The sequence below is a fragment of the Streptomyces sp. NPDC101194 genome, from assembly GCF_044767885.1.
Classification (GTDB): domain Bacteria; phylum Actinomycetota; class Actinomycetes; order Streptomycetales; family Streptomycetaceae; genus Streptomyces.
In genome coordinates this window covers 1,245,319-1,262,701 of record NZ_JBIWOS010000002.1, presented here as the reverse complement: position 1 = coordinate 1,262,701, position 17,383 = coordinate 1,245,319, and the positions used below count along the sequence as shown (strand labels likewise).

17 protein-coding genes and 2 pseudogenes are annotated in these 17,383 nt (G+C 69.8%); 15 read left to right on the top strand and 4 right to left on the bottom strand.

The window, feature by feature from the left end:
• Nucleotides 1–49: 49 nt before the first annotated feature.
• The 4 genes from ACIRP2_RS12440 to ACIRP2_RS12425 all read left to right on the top strand — a co-directional run bounded on the left by ACIRP2_RS12440 (nt 50) and on the right by ACIRP2_RS12425 (nt 5,191).
• Nucleotides 50–799, top strand: coding sequence for a TetR/AcrR family transcriptional regulator (locus tag ACIRP2_RS12440; protein WP_404249135.1), 750 nt, complete (start codon nt 50–52; stop codon nt 797–799).
• 17 nt (nt 800–816) lie between these two features.
• Nucleotides 817–1,083, top strand: coding sequence for a hypothetical protein (locus tag ACIRP2_RS12435; RefSeq protein ID WP_404249133.1), 267 nt, complete (start codon nt 817–819; stop codon nt 1,081–1,083).
• A 92-nt stretch (nt 1,084–1,175) separates the two neighbouring features.
• Nucleotides 1,176–3,752, top strand: a complete 2,577-nt coding sequence (locus ACIRP2_RS12430; protein ID WP_404249131.1) for a PQQ-binding-like beta-propeller repeat protein — start codon at nt 1,176–1,178, stop codon at nt 3,750–3,752.
• A 251-nt stretch (nt 3,753–4,003) separates the two neighbouring features.
• Nucleotides 4,004–5,191: an NlpC/P60 family protein gene (locus ACIRP2_RS12425; RefSeq protein WP_404249129.1), complete on the top strand. Its 1,188-nt coding sequence runs from the start codon at nt 4,004–4,006 to the stop codon at nt 5,189–5,191.
• On the opposite strand, the gene ACIRP2_RS12420 is transcribed toward ACIRP2_RS12425, so the two are convergent.
• Nucleotides 5,188–5,400: a hypothetical protein gene (locus tag ACIRP2_RS12420; protein ID WP_404249127.1), complete on the bottom strand. Its 213-nt coding sequence runs from the start codon at nt 5,398–5,400 to the stop codon at nt 5,188–5,190. The genes ACIRP2_RS12425 and ACIRP2_RS12420 overlap by 4 nt on opposite strands.
• A 148-nt stretch (nt 5,401–5,548) precedes the next feature.
• Here ACIRP2_RS12420 and ACIRP2_RS12415 point away from each other — a divergent pair, with 148 nt between their 5' ends.
• Complete coding sequence (locus ACIRP2_RS12415; protein WP_404249125.1) at nt 5,549–6,205, top strand: FMN-dependent NADH-azoreductase; 657 nt, start codon at nt 5,549–5,551, stop codon at nt 6,203–6,205.
• Between the two features lie 107 nt (nt 6,206–6,312).
• Here the strand turns inward: ACIRP2_RS12415 and ACIRP2_RS12410 are convergent, their stop codons facing one another.
• Nucleotides 6,313–6,897: a TetR/AcrR family transcriptional regulator gene (locus ACIRP2_RS12410; RefSeq protein WP_404249123.1), complete on the bottom strand. Its 585-nt coding sequence runs from the start codon at nt 6,895–6,897 to the stop codon at nt 6,313–6,315.
• 94 nt (nt 6,898–6,991) lie between these two features.
• On the opposite strand from ACIRP2_RS12410, the gene ACIRP2_RS12405 reads away from it, so the two are divergent.
• The 4 genes from ACIRP2_RS12405 (at nt 6,992) to ACIRP2_RS12390 (ending at nt 9,932) form a co-directional block, all read left to right on the top strand.
• The gene (locus ACIRP2_RS12405) at nt 6,992–7,660 is read left to right on the top strand and encodes a DsbA family protein (protein ID WP_404249121.1); all 669 of its coding nucleotides are present in this window, start codon (nt 6,992–6,994) and stop codon (nt 7,658–7,660) included.
• Nucleotides 7,653–7,844, top strand: coding sequence for a hypothetical protein (locus ACIRP2_RS12400; RefSeq protein WP_404249119.1), 192 nt, complete (start codon nt 7,653–7,655; stop codon nt 7,842–7,844). The genes ACIRP2_RS12405 and ACIRP2_RS12400 overlap by 8 nt, the downstream gene beginning before the upstream one ends.
• 118 nt (nt 7,845–7,962) lie before the next feature.
• Entirely contained in the window at nt 7,963–8,835 is an 873-nt protein-coding gene (locus ACIRP2_RS12395; RefSeq protein WP_404249117.1) for an SDR family oxidoreductase, read from the top strand.
• Between the two features lie 113 nt (nt 8,836–8,948).
• Complete coding sequence (locus tag ACIRP2_RS12390) at nt 8,949–9,932, top strand: IS481 family transposase (protein ID WP_404249115.1); 984 nt, start codon at nt 8,949–8,951, stop codon at nt 9,930–9,932.
• 58 nt (nt 9,933–9,990) lie between these two features.
• On the opposite strand, the gene ACIRP2_RS12385 is transcribed toward ACIRP2_RS12390, so the two are convergent.
• Both ACIRP2_RS12385 and ACIRP2_RS12380 read right to left on the bottom strand, forming a co-directional pair.
• Nucleotides 9,991–10,602 (bottom strand): hypothetical protein, encoded by a 612-nt coding sequence (locus ACIRP2_RS12385; protein WP_404249113.1) that lies wholly within the window; start codon nt 10,600–10,602, stop codon nt 9,991–9,993.
• Nucleotides 10,603–10,911: 309 nt separating this feature from the next.
• Nucleotides 10,912–11,365, bottom strand: a pseudogene (locus ACIRP2_RS12380) (site-specific integrase); the annotation flags it as partial.
• A gap of 131 nt (nt 11,366–11,496) precedes the next feature.
• Between ACIRP2_RS12380 and ACIRP2_RS12375 the strand changes: the two are divergent.
• The 6 genes and pseudogenes from ACIRP2_RS12375 to ACIRP2_RS12350 all read left to right on the top strand — a co-directional run bounded on the left by ACIRP2_RS12375 (nt 11,497) and on the right by ACIRP2_RS12350 (nt 16,993).
• Nucleotides 11,497–11,727, top strand: a complete 231-nt coding sequence (locus tag ACIRP2_RS12375; RefSeq protein WP_404249111.1) for a hypothetical protein — start codon at nt 11,497–11,499, stop codon at nt 11,725–11,727.
• A gap of 234 nt (nt 11,728–11,961) precedes the next feature.
• Nucleotides 11,962–12,480, top strand: coding sequence for a DUF6507 family protein (locus ACIRP2_RS12370; protein WP_404249109.1), 519 nt, complete (start codon nt 11,962–11,964; stop codon nt 12,478–12,480).
• Nucleotides 12,477–12,824, top strand: a complete 348-nt coding sequence (locus tag ACIRP2_RS12365) for a hypothetical protein (RefSeq protein WP_404249107.1) — start codon at nt 12,477–12,479, stop codon at nt 12,822–12,824. Before ACIRP2_RS12370 ends, ACIRP2_RS12365 begins: the two co-directional genes overlap by 4 nt.
• Before the next feature lie 63 nt (nt 12,825–12,887).
• Nucleotides 12,888–14,819, top strand: a complete 1,932-nt coding sequence (locus ACIRP2_RS12360; RefSeq protein ID WP_404249105.1) for a hypothetical protein — start codon at nt 12,888–12,890, stop codon at nt 14,817–14,819.
• Nucleotides 14,800–15,447, top strand: coding sequence for a pentapeptide repeat-containing protein (locus ACIRP2_RS12355; protein WP_404249103.1), 648 nt, complete (start codon nt 14,800–14,802; stop codon nt 15,445–15,447). The genes ACIRP2_RS12360 and ACIRP2_RS12355 overlap by 20 nt, the downstream gene beginning before the upstream one ends.
• 117 nt (nt 15,448–15,564) lie before the next feature.
• Nucleotides 15,565–16,993 (top strand): annotated as a pseudogene (locus ACIRP2_RS12350) (DUF6177 family protein).
• Nucleotides 16,994–17,383 lie beyond the last annotated feature (390 nt).

Sequence of the window (17,383 nt, the reverse complement as noted above, 5' to 3'; positions counted from 1 at the left end):
CGCCGGAGGCCGAGCTCCCCCGGGGCCCGTCCGGCTTAGGCTTCGACACATGACCTCCGCCGCCACAGCCCCGCCGACCCGCGCCTACCGAAGGCTCAGCGTCGAGGAACGCCGCACCCAGCTCCTCGGTGCGGCGCTCACCCTCTTCGCCCACCGGGCCCCCGACGAGGTCTCGCTCGACGAGGTGGCGACGGTCGCCGGAGTCTCCCGCCCGCTCGTCTACCGCTACTTCCCCGGCGGGCGGCAGCAGTTGTACGAGGCCGCGCTCCGGTCCGCCGCCGAGGAGCTGATCCTGTGTTTCAACGAGCCGCCGACGGGACCGCCGACCGAGCGGGTGCAGCGGGTGCTCGACCGCTATCTCGCCTTCGTCGACGAGCACGACGCCGGGTTCAGCGCACTGCTGCGCGGCGGCAGTGTCGTCGAGACCTCCCGTACGACGGCGATCGTCGACGAGGTACGGCGGGCGGCGGCCGAGCAGATCCTGCTGCACCTGGGCCGGGACGGCACGGTTCCCGGGCCCCGGCTGCGGATGATGGTGCGCACCTGGATCGCGGCCGTCGAGGCGGCTTCCCTCATCTGGCTGGACGAGGGGAAGCGGCCGGCCGCGTCCGATCTGCGCGACTGGCTGGTCGACCAGCTGATCGTGCTGCTGGCCGCCACGGCGGCGACGGACCCGGAGACCGCCTCGACGGTCACGGAGCTGCTGCCGTTGGAGACCGCCGCGGGCCCGGCCGGACGGCTGGCGGAGCGGCTGATCCCGGTGGTCGGCGGAGCGGCCCATCTGCTGCCCGGGGACTGATCGGTCAGACTGGGACGGTGCGAAGCGAGAACACCCCCTTCACCGGCGGCCCCCTGGACGGGCGGGTCCTGCCCGTCCTCGTCGGGCCGACCGGCCATCCGCCCAAGTGGTACGAGGTCCCGGTACCGGCCGCCGACGGCGGACCCGCAACGGTGTACGCGTACCGCAGGGTTCCGACCGGTCACTCCAAGCGGCTGGGTCTCCCGCGCGGCTGGGTGTACGAGTACGCCCCCGGGGGCCGTGAGCGGCACAGCCCCAAGTGGCCCTGGTCGAAGCCGGATTGAGGGCGCGGACCCGCGCGGCCGCGAGGCAGGCCGGGCCGACCGGTCTAAGATCGACGCTCTGGTGCCGGGCACGGTCAGCAAGGGGGTGCGCCATGGAGGCGCTGCGTCAGGACGATCCACGCCGCATCGGTCCGTACGCCGTACTGGCGCGGTTCCGCGAGACCGCGAGCGCCGTGCAGTTCCTCGCACACGACCCGGCCGACGACAGACCCGTGGTGGTGACCGCCGCCCGTCCCGGACTCGCCGCGCTGCCCGCCTTCCGGCGCCGTTTCCAGGCGGAGGCCCGCACCGCGGAGCGGCTGGCGGGCGGCTGGGTCCAGCCACCGCTGGGAGCCTTTGCCGAGGACTCGGACGACGTCCCGCCGTGGACGGCCGTCCCCTACGCCCCCGCCCTGACGCTCTCCGAGGCGATCGAGGTCACGGGTCCGCTCCCCGAGCGTGCCGTACGGATACTGGGCGCGGGCATCGCCGAGGCGCTCTCCCGGGTGCACGCCACCGGAGCCGTGCTCCAGGGCCTCGCCCCGGGGACGGTGCTGCTGGCCGAGGACGGGCCGCGGCTCACCGCGTTCGGCCCGCTGGGCGCCGCAGCCGCCGCCGAGGCCCGGCCCGGTGGGCAGTTGTCCGTACGGCTCGGCTATCTCACCCCGGAACAGGTCGAGGGCGAGGAACCCGGGACGGCCTCCGATCTCTTCGTACTGGGCCTGCTGCTGGCGTACGCGGCGACCGGCACGACCCCGCTGGCCGACGGGCCGGCCGCGGAGGGCGCCGAGCGGATCGCCCGCACCGATCCCGAACTCGGTGCGGTACCGGCGCAATTGCGCGGCCTGATCGCGCGCTGCCTGGCGAAGGACCCGGCCGACCGGCCGACCGCGGGGACGGTCGCGGCGGAACTCGCCCTGGAGGGAGCAGCGGGTTCGGCGAAGGGCGGCTGGCTGCCCGGGCAGGTGGCGGCAGCGGTGAAGGAACAGGGGCTACAGGCGGGGAAGTTGGTCTCTTCCGGTCGCCCGGTCGACGCGCCGGTGCGCGGACCGGCCGACGCGGCCGTCGACGGCCCCGAGGACGCCGCCCCGGCCGGTGAGCCGGCCGACGCTCCCGTCACCACGCCCTCGGACGCGACGGCCGGCCCGGCCGTGGAGCCCCTCCCCGCCCAGGACACCCGTACCACGCAGCTCGGGGACGTCGGACGCCGAGCATCGAGGACCGACCGGCCCACGACCCAGCTGTCCGTTCCGCGCGAGCTCACCGGACCCGGCGCGGGCACGCCCGCCGACCCCCCTGCCGCGCTCCCCGCCGTCCTCCCCCCGGTACCGCTGCCGGTCCCCGTACGTCCCGCGCCCTCCCCCTCCCCGGCCGTCGACCGGCGCGGGCTGTTCATCGGGCTCGCCGCCGGGGCCGCGGGGCTGGTCGTCGGCGCAGGCGGGGCGCTCGCGTTCGGGTCCGGGGACGGCGGCACCACGGACGACCCCGAGCCCGCGCCGAGCCGCAGCGGCCCCGCCGTCGCGGGACTGCCCCCGCGGCCGCGCTGGGTGTACACGCACCCGGCGGCCGAACCGTCACCGCTGACCGCCGCCCTCTGGAACGACCGGCTGCTCGTGCTGACCGGCGAGAACGGGGCCTGCGGCATCGATCTGCGCACCGGGCGGCGGGTCTGGGAGAACGCCGACGCCGCCGAGGGACAGGCCGCACTGCCGGCCGGGAAGGACCTCTGCTTCGTCGCCGGTCCGTCCGAGTTCCTGTGGCTGTCGCCGAAGGACGGCAAGGTGGCCCACCGGGTCGGCTACGCGGACCAGTTCACCGGGGTGTCGGATCTCGCGGTGGCGGAGATCGTCGGCGGCTCGGGACCGGTGGTCTGGTTCACCGGCTCCGACGAAGTCACCGTCAAGGCCCCGCCCCCGAAGAAGGGCAAGAAACGCGGCAAGGACCAGAAGGCGGTCAGGTCCTATCTCTTCGCCTACGACATCCTGCGGCGCAAGGAGCTGTGGCGGACCCCCGTGCCCACCGGACGAGGCCCCGCCGCCCCCGTCTACCGGCTGATCGCGGCCGGGCGGGACGACCTCGTCGTACGTCAGAGCCCGGCCACCCTCACCTCCGGCGACGTGAAGTCCGCGAAGGGGAAAGCCGTCTTCCGGGGCTTCGACCGGAAGACCGGGAAGCTGCTGTGGAGCAGGCCGTTCGGCACGGTCGCGCCCGACGGCGCGGCGATGGGTGACGACCGTGGCCTCGTGTACGCGGCGGTGGGCGACGACCTCCAGGCCTTCGAACTCCCGGAGGGCAAGCCGAAGTGGACGGTGAACGGAACCACCGGGACCGCGTACGGGACCTCCGTCGTCTCCGGAAGCCTGCTGCACACCACCAACCGCAACCAGGAGGTGGGGGCGGTCGAGCGGGAGACGGGGCGGCTGCGCTGGCGGCGCTCGACGGAGGCGGCACCCGGCGCCGTCGCCCCCGCGGTGACACTCAGCGCGTCCGGAAAGACGCTGCTGGCCGCGGACACGGCCCAGGTGACCGCGTTCGCCGCGGAGGACGGGCGGCGGCTGTGGAAGTTCCAGGACATCGGTTCCCAGGACCCGAAGGGGCCCACGGTCACCGCGCCGTACCGGGTGCTGGCGACGGGGCGGACGGTCGTCGTCCGGCGCGACCGGATCTTCTACGCGTTCCCGGTGGCCTGAGGACTGCCCCGTTCCGCTTCGGTTCGCTCCGGTCCGGCCGGGTTCGACGTGACCCGGTCCGGTCCGATCCGAAAGAGGGGCGGTCCCTGCCCGAGACCCCTGGGACCGCATGCGCCCACCGCCTTCCGGGCGAACCTGCAGGCCGCCACACCGCACGGTTCTTGCATCTCCTGACACCGGGTGACCGTATTGTTCCGTTGCGCTCACTTTTGGGGTATTCCGTGGTTCGCCCCGTCGACGGAGGTGATGTCGTGTCAGGCAGAGTCCTGTGTGCGGTCTGCACCGCGGCCCTGGCCACGCTCCTCGTAGCCCCGCAGGCAGCCGCCGCGCCGGTGGTCCCGGACCCCGCGAAGAGCGGCACCGCGCAGCCGCCCGCCGCCCCGGCCCCGACGACCGCGGCCGTGAACAAGAGCGTCACCCAGCTGCTGACCCAGCTCCAGAAGCTGTACCAGCAGGCCGAGGAGGCGACCGAGACGTACAACGGGACCGCGGCGGAGCTGAAGAAGCGCAGGGCGGAGGCGAAGCGGCTCGACGCCTCCCTGGCCGCCGCCCGGGTCGCGCTGTCCGACAGCCACGACGAGGCGGGACAGCTGGCCCGGGAGCAGTACCAGGGGCGGTCCGACTTCTCCTCGTACATGCAGCTGCTGCTCGCCCGCGATCCCGAACACCTCCTGGACCAGGAGCATGTCCTGCGGCGTGCGGCGGCCGAGCGGGCGGCGACCGTGAAGAGACTCACCGGCGCCGAGAAACGCGCCCACGACCTGGCGGTCGAATCCCGCAAGGTACTGGACCGGCAGCAGGTCCTGGCAGCTCGGCAGAGGAAGCAGCGCGACGACGTCCGGTCGCGGCTCAGGACGGTGGAGGCGAAACTGGCCACGCTCACCGCCGCGCAGCTCGCCGAGCTGTCCCGGCTGGAGCAGCAGGGCATGGCGAAGGCTCAGCGCACCCTGGTCGCCTCCGGCGCCCTGTCCTCGACCCGGCCGCCGTCCGAGGCGGGCGGCGCGGCGGTGAAGTACGTCGTCCGGCAGATCGGGAAACCGTACGTGTGGGGCGCGGAGGGACCGAACTCGTTCGACTGCTCGGGACTCACCTCGCAGGCCTGGGCGAAGGCCGGCCGGGTCATTCCCCGGACCTCGCAGGAGCAGTGGCGGCAGCTGCCGAAGGTGCCGCTGAACGCGCTGCGCCCCGGTGACCTGGTGATCTACTTCCCGAAGGCCACCCATGTGGCGCTGTACATCGGCAACGGCCTGGTGGTACAGGCACCCCGGCCCGGCACCCGGGTGAAGGTCTCGCCCGTGGCGTCGAATCCGCTGCTGGGCGCCGTACGGCCGGATCCGCGGAGCGAGCCGCTCTCCGTGTACCAGCTGCCGCAGCTCCCGCAGAGCGCGTCCGCCGGCCCGGACGCGGGCTACAGCTCGTCGTCGGCGCCCCAGGCCTAGGTGTATTGCCCACGGACGTTGCTGACAGTGGAGACCGGCCCGAGCGGTGATGTGCGACTGGCTGCTGGATGGAGGGGTGGTCGTTCCGCGGGGACGGCGGTGACCCACAGGGTGTCGGTCTGGCTGCGCCGCATGGCCGCCTGGTCGAGCGCGGTCCGCTCGGTGGTTCCCGGGGCGGCGGTGCGGAGGAAGCCAGCAACCTTCCGCATCGTCCACGCGCCCTCGTCGCCATTGGCAGCCTCCACCCACGGATAACTTGATGGTGCCCTCAAGTTTTGTTACCTTGAATTTGAGGCCGCCCTCAACTTAGGTGGCCCGAGTTGCAGGACATCCCGCCGAACCGCAAGGAGACCTTCCGTGGCTACCCTTCTGCACATAGATTCCTCCGTCCTTCCCGTTGCCGAGTCCGCGTCGCGGCAGGTCGCGGAGACCTTCCGCAAGGCGTGGCTGGAGCAGCACCCGCAGGGGCGGATCGTCTACCGCGACCTGGCGGTGTCGCCGGTGTCGCACATCGACGCCGCCGCGCAGCACGCGGGGTACGTCGACCCGGCCGCGCACACGGCAGAGCAGGCCGCGGCGTTCGCCGAGCGGCGGGAGCTGATCGAGGAGTTGGAGGCGGCCGACGCGGTGCTGGTCGGTGCGCCGATGTACAACCTGTCGGCGCCCTCCAGTCTGAAGGCGTGGATCGACAACGTGGTGCTGATGGGGCGGACCGCGATGGGGGCGGCGACGGTCGCGGGCAAGCCGGTGACGGTGATCGCCAGCCGGGGCGGCGCCTACGGTCCGGGGACGCCCCGGGACGGCTTCGACTACGTGCAGAACTACCTTGAGGGGGTGTTTAGCATGATGCTGGGCATGGAGGTCGACTTCATCGTGCCCGAGCTGACGGGTGCTCCGGTGGATCCGAAGATGGCCGAGCTGCTGCCGCTGTTCGAGGCGTCCCGCGAACTCGCGCACAGCCGGGCGGCCCTGAGGGGCAAGGAGCTGGCCGCCCAGGCGGCCGAGGCCGCGTGAGCTGACCCTCTCCGGCGCGGCCGGGGAGGCGAAAGGGTTCGGCCCCCGCGTGAAGCGGGGGCCGAACCCTTTTCGTTCGCCGTGCCCTTGGTCGGGAGCGCTGCGTCTCAGGGGGCTTCCGTGGCCGGGTCGATCCATGCGGAGTTCAGGGAGCGCATCAGGACGCCCCGCCACCCGGTGGGTGCGGCGGCTTCGCGGTTGGCGGTGCCGGCCATCCACAGCAGGCAGAACAGGTCCTCGCCGGTGAAGTCCGGGTCGAGGGAGCCTTCCTTGTGGGCCTGGGCGACCAGGTCGTGGCCGAGGGAGGAGGAGACCGCGCAGGTCTCGACCAGGGCGGTGGCCCCGGGGAAGCGCCGCAGGATCGCGTCGTTGAGCGCGGGGTCGTCGCGCTGGAGGTCGATCATGCCGTGGGCGAAGGTCTCCAACCGCTCGCGCGCCGTCGCCTTGGCCGCCACCTTTCCGCCCAGTTCCTTGAGCCTGTTGCCCGCGATCTCGGGGATGACCGAGTCGATCAGGGCCTCGCGGGTCCCGAAGCGGTTGTAGAGGGTGCCGACGCTCACTCCGGCAGCCTTCGCGATCTCCTCCAGCGGGGCACCGAGCCCCTTGGTCGAGAAGACCTCCAGTGCGGCGGCGCGCAGCTTGGCCACGTTGTCCCGCGCGTCGCGCCGCATCGTCTTCGCCTGTTCCGCCATGTCTGCTCCCTCACATCTTGAGTGTACCCTCAAGTTAAGTGTTACGGTTCATCTTGAGGCACTACTCAACTTACCACCGGAGGGCGGCCCCTTCATGAATCCGACTACAGCCCCGAACCCCACCCGCCTGACGGTCGACGTCTGGGCGGACGTGCTCTGCCCCTGGTGCTACCTGGGCGAGCAGCGGCTCAGCCAGGCGATTGAGACCTCCCCGCACGCCGATCACATCGAGCTGAGGGTGCACACCTTCCAGCTCGACCCCAAGGCCCCGGCCACCGTCGTGCCGACGCTGGACTACCTGGCCGCCAAGTACGGGGCGGCCCCCGCGCAGGCCCGTGCGATGGAACAGGGCATGGCCGACAAGGCCGCGGCCGAGGGCCTCCGCTACGAGGTCGACCGCCCGGCGAGCAACACCCTGGCCATGCTGCGCCTGATCCACCTCGGCAACGAGCACGGCGTCGCCTTCGACTACCTGCGCGCCATGCAGGCACAGGTCTTCAGCGGCAACGACGCCGCTTTCGCCCCCGACACCCTCGTCCGGCTCGGCGAAGACCTCGGCATCCCCACCGACGCCGTCCGCGAGGTCCTGGCCACCGACCGCTACGCCGACGCGGTACGCGCCGACCACGACCAGGCCGTGCGCCTGGGCGCCACCGGCGTCCCCTTCACCGTGCTCGGCGAGCGCCTCGGCATCCCCGGCGCCGTCAGCACCGCCCAGTACACGGCCGCCCTCGACAAGGCGTGGGAGCAGATCCATGGCTGACCCCGCACCCGCCACTCCCGTACTCGTGGCGTTCCTCGACGGCGAGGCCGAGGGCCTGTGCGACCCGGCCACCGGCGTCTGCGCCGTCCCCACCACCCCGGCCACCGACGCCGCCCCGGGCGAGAACCCCGGCACCGCCGCACCCTCCGACGGAGAAACCGCCGGCCTTCCAGCCAGCGGCTGATCAGCCGCCGGCCCCGCCCGGGGCACCACCGGCACCCCCTTCCTCCGCTGCCCCGCCCGCCCGGGACAGCCACCCCCTCACCTCACGCAACCCCTCACGGCAAGGAGCCACTACCCGCATGAACAACAAGATCCTCGTCACCGGCGCGACCGGACAGCTCGGCACCGCGGCCATCGACCACCTGATCACCAAGACAGCGCCCGGCCAGGTCGCCGCCCTCGTCCGCGACCCCGCCAAGGCCACCGCGCTCAAGGAGAAGGGCGCCGAGATCCGCGTCGCCTCTTACGACGACACCGACGCACTGCGCACGGCGATGCACGGCGTCACCAAGGTGCTGCTGGTCTCCTCCAACGACCACGGCCGCCTCTTCGAACAGCACGCAGGCGTCATCGACGCCGCCCGGCACGCCGGCGTCGAGCACCTCGTCTACACCGGCACCGCGGTCAAGGACACCGAAGCCTCCCCCATGAGCCCCATGCTCCAGGCGCACTTCCGCACCGAGGACCACCTCAAGAACAGCGGCGTTGGCTACACGATCCTGCGCAACACCATGTACCTCGACGTCCTGCCCGTCTTCAGCGGCCCATCTCTCCTCGACCACGGCATCCACCTCCCCGCCGGCGACGGCAAGATCCCCTTCGCGCTGCGCCGGGAGATGGGCGAGGCCGCCGCCAACGTCCTGCTCAAGGACGCCCCCACGAACGCGACCTACCACCTCACCGCGCCTCAGTCCGTGACCTTCAAGGACATCGCCGACACCCTGTCCCGGCAGACCGGCAAGACCGTCCCGTTCAGCAGCCCCGAACCCCACGCCTTCCAGGACACGCTCCGCGCCGCCGGCGTCCCCGAGCCCGGCGTGAACGTCCTGTCCGCGTTCGTCACCGACATGCGCGAGGGCCGCTATGACATCGTCACCTCCGACCTCGCCGCCCTCCTCGGCCGCACCCCCGCCACCCTCGCCGACGGCCTCAACGAGGTCCTCGGCCTCTGACCGAACCGCCACCACCTACGACGGCGACGGCCGGGGGGCTGGGCGTACCCGCCCAGTGCCCCGGCCGTCGCCGTCCTCGTCCAGCCAGGACCGCACCACAGCAGAGGTTTCCCGTGCCACACCCGAACGCCAGATTGACCATCCACGGCAGACGACTCCTGGTCGACCGCGTCCGGGCTGGCAGGCCCGTCGCCCACGTCGCCGACGAAATGGGAATCTCCCGCGCCACCGCCTACAAGTGGGTGAGGCGCTGGCGGGACGAAGGCGACGCGGGCCTCCACGACCGCTCCAGCCGCCCCGGGACCACTCCACACCGCACCCCCGAAGCCACCGAGCACCGGATCTGCGAGCTACGGCGCGAGCGCAAGCTGGGGCCCGCCCGGATCGGCCCGATCCTGGACATCCCCGCCTCGACGGTCCACCGCGTCCTGACCCGCCACCAGATGAACCGTCTGCGATGGATGGACCGCCCAACCGGCCAGGTCATCCGCCGCTACGAGCGCGAGCGTCCCGGCGAACTGGTCCACGTCGACATCAAAAAGCTCGGCAACATCCCCGACGGCGGAGGCCATCGGATCATGCCCCGCCAGCAGGCCGCCTCCAACCGGCAGGCCACGACCGACGCACGCAAGGGCGGCAGTCCCGTGATCGGCTACAGCTTCGTCCACACCGCCGTCGACGACCACTCCCGGCTCGCGTACAGCGAGGTCCTGGCCAACGAACGAAAGGAGACAGCGGCCTCCTTCTGGGAGCGAGCGAATGCCTTCTTCTCCGCGCACGGCATCACCGTCGAACGCGTCCTCACCGACAACGGCTCCTGCTACAGATCCCGGCTGTTCGCCCAGACACTCGCCGCCGCCGGGATCGTCCACAAGCGCACGCGGCCGTACCGCCCGCAGACGAACGGCAAAGTCGAGCGCCTGAACCGCACCCTGCTCGACGAATGGGCGTACGTGCGCCCGTACTCCAACAACGCCGAACGCACCGAGGCCCTGGCGGACTTCCTCCATACCTACAACTACCACCGGTGCCACACCGCACTGGATGGCCGACCACCCATCAGTCGCGTCAACAACCCTGCGGGTCAATACACCTAGGACGGCCCGCGGAACGGGCGCTCGGGGCGCCCGTTCCGCATGACAGCCGGGACCGCGATCAGGAGTGGCCCCGGCACACCCGCACCCGGTCGGTCACGAAGACGCCGATCGTCTCCGCCCGCGGAAAACCTCCCGGCAGGACGATCGATCCGTGCCGCACGGGGTTCGGCAGGGGCCGCACCGTCAGGGAGTGCACGATGCGGAATGTCTTGCCGAGCCGGCCCTTCGCCTCGACGACCTTGTGCTCGGCCCATTCGATCTCGTCCCACGCCAGCGCCGGCGCCTGTCCGGCGCCCTCCACGCAGTACACCAGTCCGGCGTCGTACACGGCGATCCACTGCGCCGGGCGGGTCGGGCCCGGCTTCTGCCTTGCGGCGGCCCACACCAGCATCAGGGTGAGGATGTAGCCGAAGGCGAAGACGAGGGGCGCGATGAGGTCGTCCCGGGCGGCGACCAGCCTCCAAGTGGTGAGGCCGCCGAGCAGAACGGCGAAGAACCCCGTGACCAGCGCCCGTCCCCAGGAGCCGGGGTGTTCCCGGGCACCGGCTGCGTGCCGGGGCGAGCCCCGGTCGCGGGTGCGAGCGGCAGAACGCATCATCTCCGTCGTGTTGTCGTCAGGAACCCTGATCTCCTGCATGCCGCCCACCCTGGCCGTGGTTGTCCTGGTCATGTCGGAGCGGTGATATTGCCGGGACGGCCGCGCGGTACGCGGCGGTGCCGTAACGCGCCCCATCAGCAACGGACTTGACGTCCTCACCGGGTCCGTGGGCCGTCGCAGGACGGCCCACGGACACCGATGCTCCCCGACGTCGACCGCTGCTTCGCAGGTCGGACGGTTACGCGGCGCCCGACACCTCGGCCAGGTACGCGTTGGTCTTCTCCGGGTCGGGCAAGTAAGCCACACACGCCACAAGCCCCCCACCCGCGAACTCTCCTCAGATGGGCGGTTCCTGGCATCCCGTGGGCCGCCCGTGGGCCGTCAGCCCCGAATCAGGCCCCTGCTGCAGGCCGTCGCGATGGCCTTGCGCGTGCCCTCCCGGCTACTCGGCATCAGGCGGGCGTTCATCCACAGCGTCATGGCCGGATCGCTGTGCCCCAGGTACTCACTCACCGCCTTGATGTTCTCCCCGCCGTCGAGGAGAGCCGACGCGTAGAAGTGCCTGAGCGCGTGCACGCCATGCTCCCACGCCGCGGCATAGCTACCCTCCCTCATTTCAGCTCCGGGATGACTCCGGCCGCCACGAGCGCGGGCTTCCACGCGGTTTCGTTGAGCGAGGTGCGCCATACGTTGTTACCCATCCGCGCGGTGAAGATCAGACGCCTGGCCACCTTCGGGCCGTCAGCGCGCCGCCAAGGCAAGGTGATCTCGACCGGTGCGTTTGCTTCATGTGTGCCTTGAGAGCGTCGGCCACGAGGCCGGGTAGCGGCACGTTGAGCTCCATGCGGAGGATGGCCGGAAAGTGGATCGCGAGGATATCCACTGTCGGCTTGGTGTCGCCCTCGCCACGGCGATCCCATGTTCAGTCCCGGGGCAGCCTTGGCGAACCGTCCGGTGAGCGGGGGCGTGAGCACCGAACTCTGGCGCAGGCCGCCTGCGGCCCTCGGGGCGCATCGGCCCGTAGGCGCGGAAGTAGCCCATCAGCCGCCGCCAGCCCAAGACTTCATCAAGGTGGCGGACCAGGACCTGGCCAAGGGCATGGGTCGACTCACCGGCGAGGTCGACTTCCATATCATCCCTGCCGGGCACGGCTGCTCATCTATCGTGACCGAGCCGCACTTTGTCGCAAACACGTGACAGCGGTGGCTGATTCCATGATGAATACCACTGGCCCGGCGAAAGGTACGTGGACGTACCCCTATCCACTTTGCAAGTGGTAATGCGCTATTGATAGACATGGCACACCGGTGCAGGCCATGGTGATCGAGCGGCGGACTCTGAGAAGTGACGGTGTCGAGCTCGTCAAGTTCATTTTGACCACGCGGTGTTGACGGGACTTATGACCCACACGAGGTGGCGACTGAGGTCCGCTTGACCATCGCGCGCTCGACGTTGGAGAAGAACAACGGCACAGCGCACCAGGCGCCGGCCAGGGCCACGGCCGCCGTCGAGGCCATCCGGCTGACGCCGGGCCACTGGAAGAGACGTTTACGGAACGGGGGGACCGTGCCCAAGTGGGACATCAAGCCGGATGGCGTTCGTGGAGTCCTGAGCAGGACAGCCGAGGTCGGCAGCGAGTTCGAGGAAGAGTTCACATCGTACGGCGAGGGCCTGTTGGGCGCCGCGACGTGTGCAGGAACGATGGTTCTGGGCGGGACCGAAATCCCCAAGGGGGGTGCGTTCGGTCCCGTGGCTCAGGCGTTGCAGGAGTTCCAGAACCATACGAACGGCGACTTGAAGTATCTTCCTGCCCGGACGGGGAAGTCCATCACCGGGGCGCGCCTGGCCACTGAGGAGTACATCAAGGGCGACCTGGAGATGGCGAGGAACAAGCAAAAGGAGTACTCCAAGGCTCCGACTCCGGAAGAGCTGAAGGGTCTCAAGAAGTGATTGACCTGGAGAAGATACCGACCTTCACGGGCGATCTGGAGGCCTTGGAGACGCAGGCGAATTCACTGAAGACGACTGCCTCCAGCATTCGTGATACGGGCAAGGACACTCACAATGCTTTCCAAGCCTTGGACGCGGTCTATGACGCTCCCGAGCAGGAAGAGTTGCTCAATTCGACAATACCGGTGCGGGACAAGGCGGATGGGTTCGCGAAAAAGCTGGAGTCCGTCAGTGGTGCGTTGACGGAGTTCGCATCGACCGCCCGTCCACTGGTGAACAAAATGAAGGAGCTCCGCCAGGACGCGGAGAAATTCGTCACGGAGAACAAGGAAGACGACGACTGACAGAAGGACCAGGACAAGATCGACGAGAACGCGCGTCTTGTCCGTGAGGTCGGTACGACATGGGTGGCGTTCCAGGGCGTTGAACGTGATGCGGCCAACAAGATTACTTCATTGGTGGGTGGCACGCGCTTCGTTGTTGATGACGGTTCACATAAGGCCGGCATGTATGGCTTCAAGGAAAGTGACGTCAAGGATGCCAGGGAAACGCCTTGGGGGACGGCCGATGAGCGTGAATACACGGGACTTCGGGCTGCGTGGGAGTGGACGAAGGGCCATGTCGGCGGTGGACTGAAGGGGTTCTTCGTCGACGGTGTCTGGGGCACGATCAAGGGCCTGGGCAGCATGGTCAACGTGTTCGACTGGGACAATTTCCAGGAGACCTGGTCGGGCATCGGTAGTGTCTTCGGCGGGATCAGCGCCTATCTCATCACGCCGTACGACTGGGCGATGGACAAGATGTTCGGCCCGGTCGACCACAGTGACCGTGAACAGCAGAAGGCGGCTCTGCGTAACTTCGGTAAGTCGCTGGTCGCGTGGGACGAGTGGGACAAGGATCCCTCGCGGGCGTTCGGGGCGGTGCTTTTCAACGGTGCGACGCTCGGCTCGGGCTCGTTGCTCAAGCTCGGCAAGGCCGGAAAGCTGGGTGTGGGCGCGGAGGCCGCGACCGTGCTGGGCAAGGCGGGCGCACTCGTCGATCCGATGAGTTACCTCGGCAAGGCGGCGGGTGTCACCAAGCTGAAGGTCGGCGACTTCATGGAAGGCCTCAAGGCCAGCCAGGCCGGTATCGACGACATGGCCCACAACGCGCCCATCGCGGCCCCGCCCCACCCAGGTGGGGTGGACGCGCCCTCCGGCCATGAATACGTCGACCACGCGGGCAACAAGCGCATCATCGGCGATGACGCGTACATCAGGGACGAGCACGGCAACGTCGTTCCCGATACCCAACCCGTCCGGGAGCCGCACAAGGACGACCTGCCCAACACGCACGAGACCACCCCCGGCGAGAAGAAGGTGCTCGAGGGCGCGGGCGGACCCAGCCACGCGGAGAACGCGGCGGGCCACCCGACCGGCTCGGCGCACCCGGGCGGTGGTTCCCACCCGCCGGGTGACGGTGGCACGCACCACACAGCGCCCACGGGCGGCCACGCCGCGGACCACCCGACGACCGGTGGCGGCTCGCCCAGGGGTGCGGGTTCGCACACGCCGTCAGATGGTGGCGGGTCCCACACGCCGTCCGGCAGTGGCGGTCACGGCGACACTTCGGGCACCGGCGCCAGCGGTCCCTCGGATAGCACCCATGACGGCAGTGGGCCTTACGGCAACAACGCGTCCGGTTCCACCCATCATGAATCCAGTAATGGCGCCGAGGGTCAGGTGGAGAAGCACCCGTCCGGCGGAGAGACGCAGGCGCACGAGGGAGCCGGGCCATCGGATACCTCGGGCGAGACGGGCACGACGCCCGGCGACCGTGTGAACGAGCCGGTTCCAGAGTTGACGGCTGAGGAGCGGTCCGGGCACTGGGGTCATCTGGAAGATGTGGAGAAGCGGGCTTCGGAAGAATTCGACCACCTGAAGCACGACCCGGATCACAGAGGTAAGATCACCGACGATTCGATGGACGAGGCCCGGGTCGGCCTCGACCTGCGGGAGCAGGGGCGTCTCCCGGCGGACATCCGCCGCCCGGAGGAAGCCGATATGGGTGAGTTCTATTCCGAGACCACCGGTAAGTATTATGACATCAAGGGTGTCCATTCATTCTGGCCCCCATTTAACAATGTGCGCAATCCGGACATGCTCGCCCGCCCTTTTCCTGGTGCTTACAACCCGGCTAAACATGTCCAGACCTGGGTCAATACGTTTACGGAGCAGATTGTCGAAAAGCATCGCGTCGTCATTGTTGACGTCCGGAACGCGGATCAAGCGGCAATCGACAGCATAAAGAGCATCGTTGAAGGCCACGGTTGGGGAGATCATGTCATCTGGTACCCGTAAAGGCTGGAAGCCAACCGCTTTCCCGGCCGATCCTGAAGCAACACGTCAGTTGCGTGAATGGGCTACTGAGGAGGGCTACAGCCTCTTCGGTATCGAGCAGGACTTCCGGGGCGCCGACCTCTCGGGCGGCGACTTCACGAAGGCATGGTTCACCCAGGCGGTCCTGGCGGGCGTGCGACTTGCGGGAGCGACTTTCTACCGCGCCGACCTTCAGTCAGCGGACCTCACCGGTGCGGATCTGACCGGTGCCGACCTCGTCAGGGCGAATCTTGACGGGGCCGTACTACGGTCGGCGCGGCTCGACGATGCCGACATGACCAAGGCTTCGTTGCAAGGGGTTGATGCGTCGGGAGCGAGCCTCAGAGGAACGCGGATCATGGGGGCCTCGCTCTTCGGCGTCAATATGAGGGGTGCGGATCTGACCGACGCCGTCCTGTTCCAGAACACCTTCAAGGTCACTGTCGACGACACCACAGTGGTGCGTGGCCTGACCGGCACCGTTTTCGGTCCGATCACCGTCTTCAGTGGCGAATCGTGCCATGAGCTGGCCGGCTCACAGCTAGAGGCATGGATCGCTGAGCGAGGTGGCCAAGTGCAGGTGATTCCTCCGTACCGCACACCGCAGTAGCGCCATGGCCCGAAGTTCGCGGCGGAGCCAGGCAGGAGATCCGCACAGTGTTCCGCACTCGGCACTCCGCCCAGGACAAGTTCAGTGGGACCAGCGCGTGATTTGGGGGAACATCGCATGACCAAGGACGTGATCGCGCTCACCGAGCGCGTGCCGGACGCGCTGAGCGTCCTGGCGGGCCTGCTCGCGGGCGGCCCGGACCTGCAGGTCGAGACCACCGGCGAGGGCGCCGTGGTCCAACTGTGTGACGCCGAGGGTCGGCCACTCGTCTCCATCGAGGTGCCGCTGCTGCTCCAGGTACAGGGTGAGGCGGACCGGCTGCTGGGGCCCGGCGTCGAGCCGTCCGGCGACGGCCCGACGTGGTGGGTCGAGGCCCGCGCCGCTGCGGGCGTCCCCCCAGGCCGAACAGCTCGCGGGCGCCTTCGCAGCCCGGCTGACCATGCTCCTGGGCGGCAGGGTCTGGCCGCCGGATGCCCCCGGCACCGTCGGTGCGGCCCGCCCGGTCGATGTCTCCGGCATCACCGCCGTACCGGCGCACGCCGCCGCCCAGCCGGCCGTCGACATGCTCACCGACGAAGCCGCCGTCGTCCTGCAGGACCGGCCGGTCGTCCCCATGACGAGCTGGCTCTCCGAGGCACTGCGGGCCACCGTGGAGAGCGACCGGTCCCTGCAGATCGTCACCCCGCCGCACAGCCGCCTCTCCCTGCCCACCCGCATGCTGCTGCAGTCCACCCCCTCACGCTGGGTGGTGCAGGACGAACGGTGCGGCTACTACGACGGGCTGACCGGCGCGGTACTGCGCTGGCAGGACGACGCTTTCTCCCCGGTTCGGGACGAGAGTGGTGAGACCCCGGTGGCGGATGCCTTCGCGGAGGTTCGGCCCAGTGGCGAGCGTCAGCTCATCGTTTCCTTCCGCACCCTGCACCCTCCCAGGGCGGACCTCGTTCTCGGCGGCGCGCTGGAACCCGCCTGGCAGGCGCTGACCGGCGGCCCGCCGGCCGGCTGGGGGACATCGGAGCCAGCCGGTCTGGCCTGGTCGAGGCGGCAGCTGACCGAGCTGGCTTACGAACGTGCCCCGCAGCCCACCTGGACGGTGGTCGTCGGCGCCCCGGACCGGCCCGCCGTCGCCACCCTGCGCGTGATCCGCACCCCGGAGGGCGTGGAGGAGGACATCACCCTCACCGTGGGCCACAGTGAGGGTGAGAAGCCGACCCTGGAGACACTGCCGGATCTGGCCGACGAACTGGTGACCCGGCACGGGCTGAAGACCATGCTGTGCCAACTACGCGCGGCACGCCGGGACCTGAGCACCCCGCCCCACTTCGAGCACCCTCCACTGCCCTACGCTTTCGTACTCGGCCCCGCGGAGGCCCGGGAGGCAGGACGCGACACCGCAAGCAGGACACCGCTCAAGGAACGCCCGGTGCAACTGGGCCCGAGCGCCCGGCCCGGCTTCTACTACCCACTCGGCGACGGAGAGACCGCCGAGAGCTGGCACGCACTCGAGCAGCTCATGCGCCACCTGCGAGGGGCGCCGCCCGCCTGAACAATCACGCCCGGCGCGCTCGGTCGCGCACTGCGTCCGACCGGAAGACGGACGTGCTGAAATCGGCGTGCCCCGCACAAGAACGACGCCCCGCTTCCCGGCTCTACCGCCCACCAGCCCGGCGAGGCCCTCGGAACCGATACGCGGACGGCGGCACGCCAAGCTGACGCCCATACAACTAGGCATCCTGCCGAACCACACCACCGCGCCGGGCAACGCGATCTCCCTCCCGCCCGGCGTCTCCCCTGGCACCACACAGCAGGCCGTGCCACAACGCGCCAGAAGGGACGGTAGGCAACGGTCACCAAAGGGCTGAATCCGTCGTCAGGACGGGGCCACCAGCGCGCGTTCACGCAGTCACAGGCTATACATGGACCGAGTGCCGGGTGA

Excerpts from the sequence above, each read along its gene's own strand:
- ACIRP2_RS12395 (WP_404249117.1), top strand. The coding sequence starts at position 7,963 with ATGAACAACAAGATCCTCGTCACCGGCGCGACCGGACAGCTCGGCACC.
- ACIRP2_RS12385 (WP_404249113.1), bottom strand. The coding sequence starts at position 10,602 with ATGACCAGGACAACCACGGCCAGGGTGGGCGGCATGCAGGAGATCAGG.
- ACIRP2_RS12440 (WP_404249135.1), top strand. The coding sequence starts at position 50 with ATGACCTCCGCCGCCACAGCCCCGCCGACCCGCGCCTACCGAAGGCTC.
- ACIRP2_RS12410 (WP_404249123.1), bottom strand. The coding sequence starts at position 6,897 with ATGGCGGAACAGGCGAAGACGATGCGGCGCGACGCGCGGGACAACGTG.
- ACIRP2_RS12355 (WP_404249103.1), top strand. The coding sequence starts at position 14,800 with ATGTCATCTGGTACCCGTAAAGGCTGGAAGCCAACCGCTTTCCCGGCC.
- ACIRP2_RS12430 (WP_404249131.1), top strand. The coding sequence starts at position 1,176 with ATGGAGGCGCTGCGTCAGGACGATCCACGCCGCATCGGTCCGTACGCC.
- ACIRP2_RS12400 (WP_404249119.1), top strand. The coding sequence starts at position 7,653 with ATGGCTGACCCCGCACCCGCCACTCCCGTACTCGTGGCGTTCCTCGAC.
- ACIRP2_RS12420 (WP_404249127.1), bottom strand. The coding sequence starts at position 5,400 with ATGCGGAAGGTTGCTGGCTTCCTCCGCACCGCCGCCCCGGGAACCACC.
- ACIRP2_RS12405 (WP_404249121.1), top strand. The coding sequence starts at position 6,992 with ATGAATCCGACTACAGCCCCGAACCCCACCCGCCTGACGGTCGACGTC.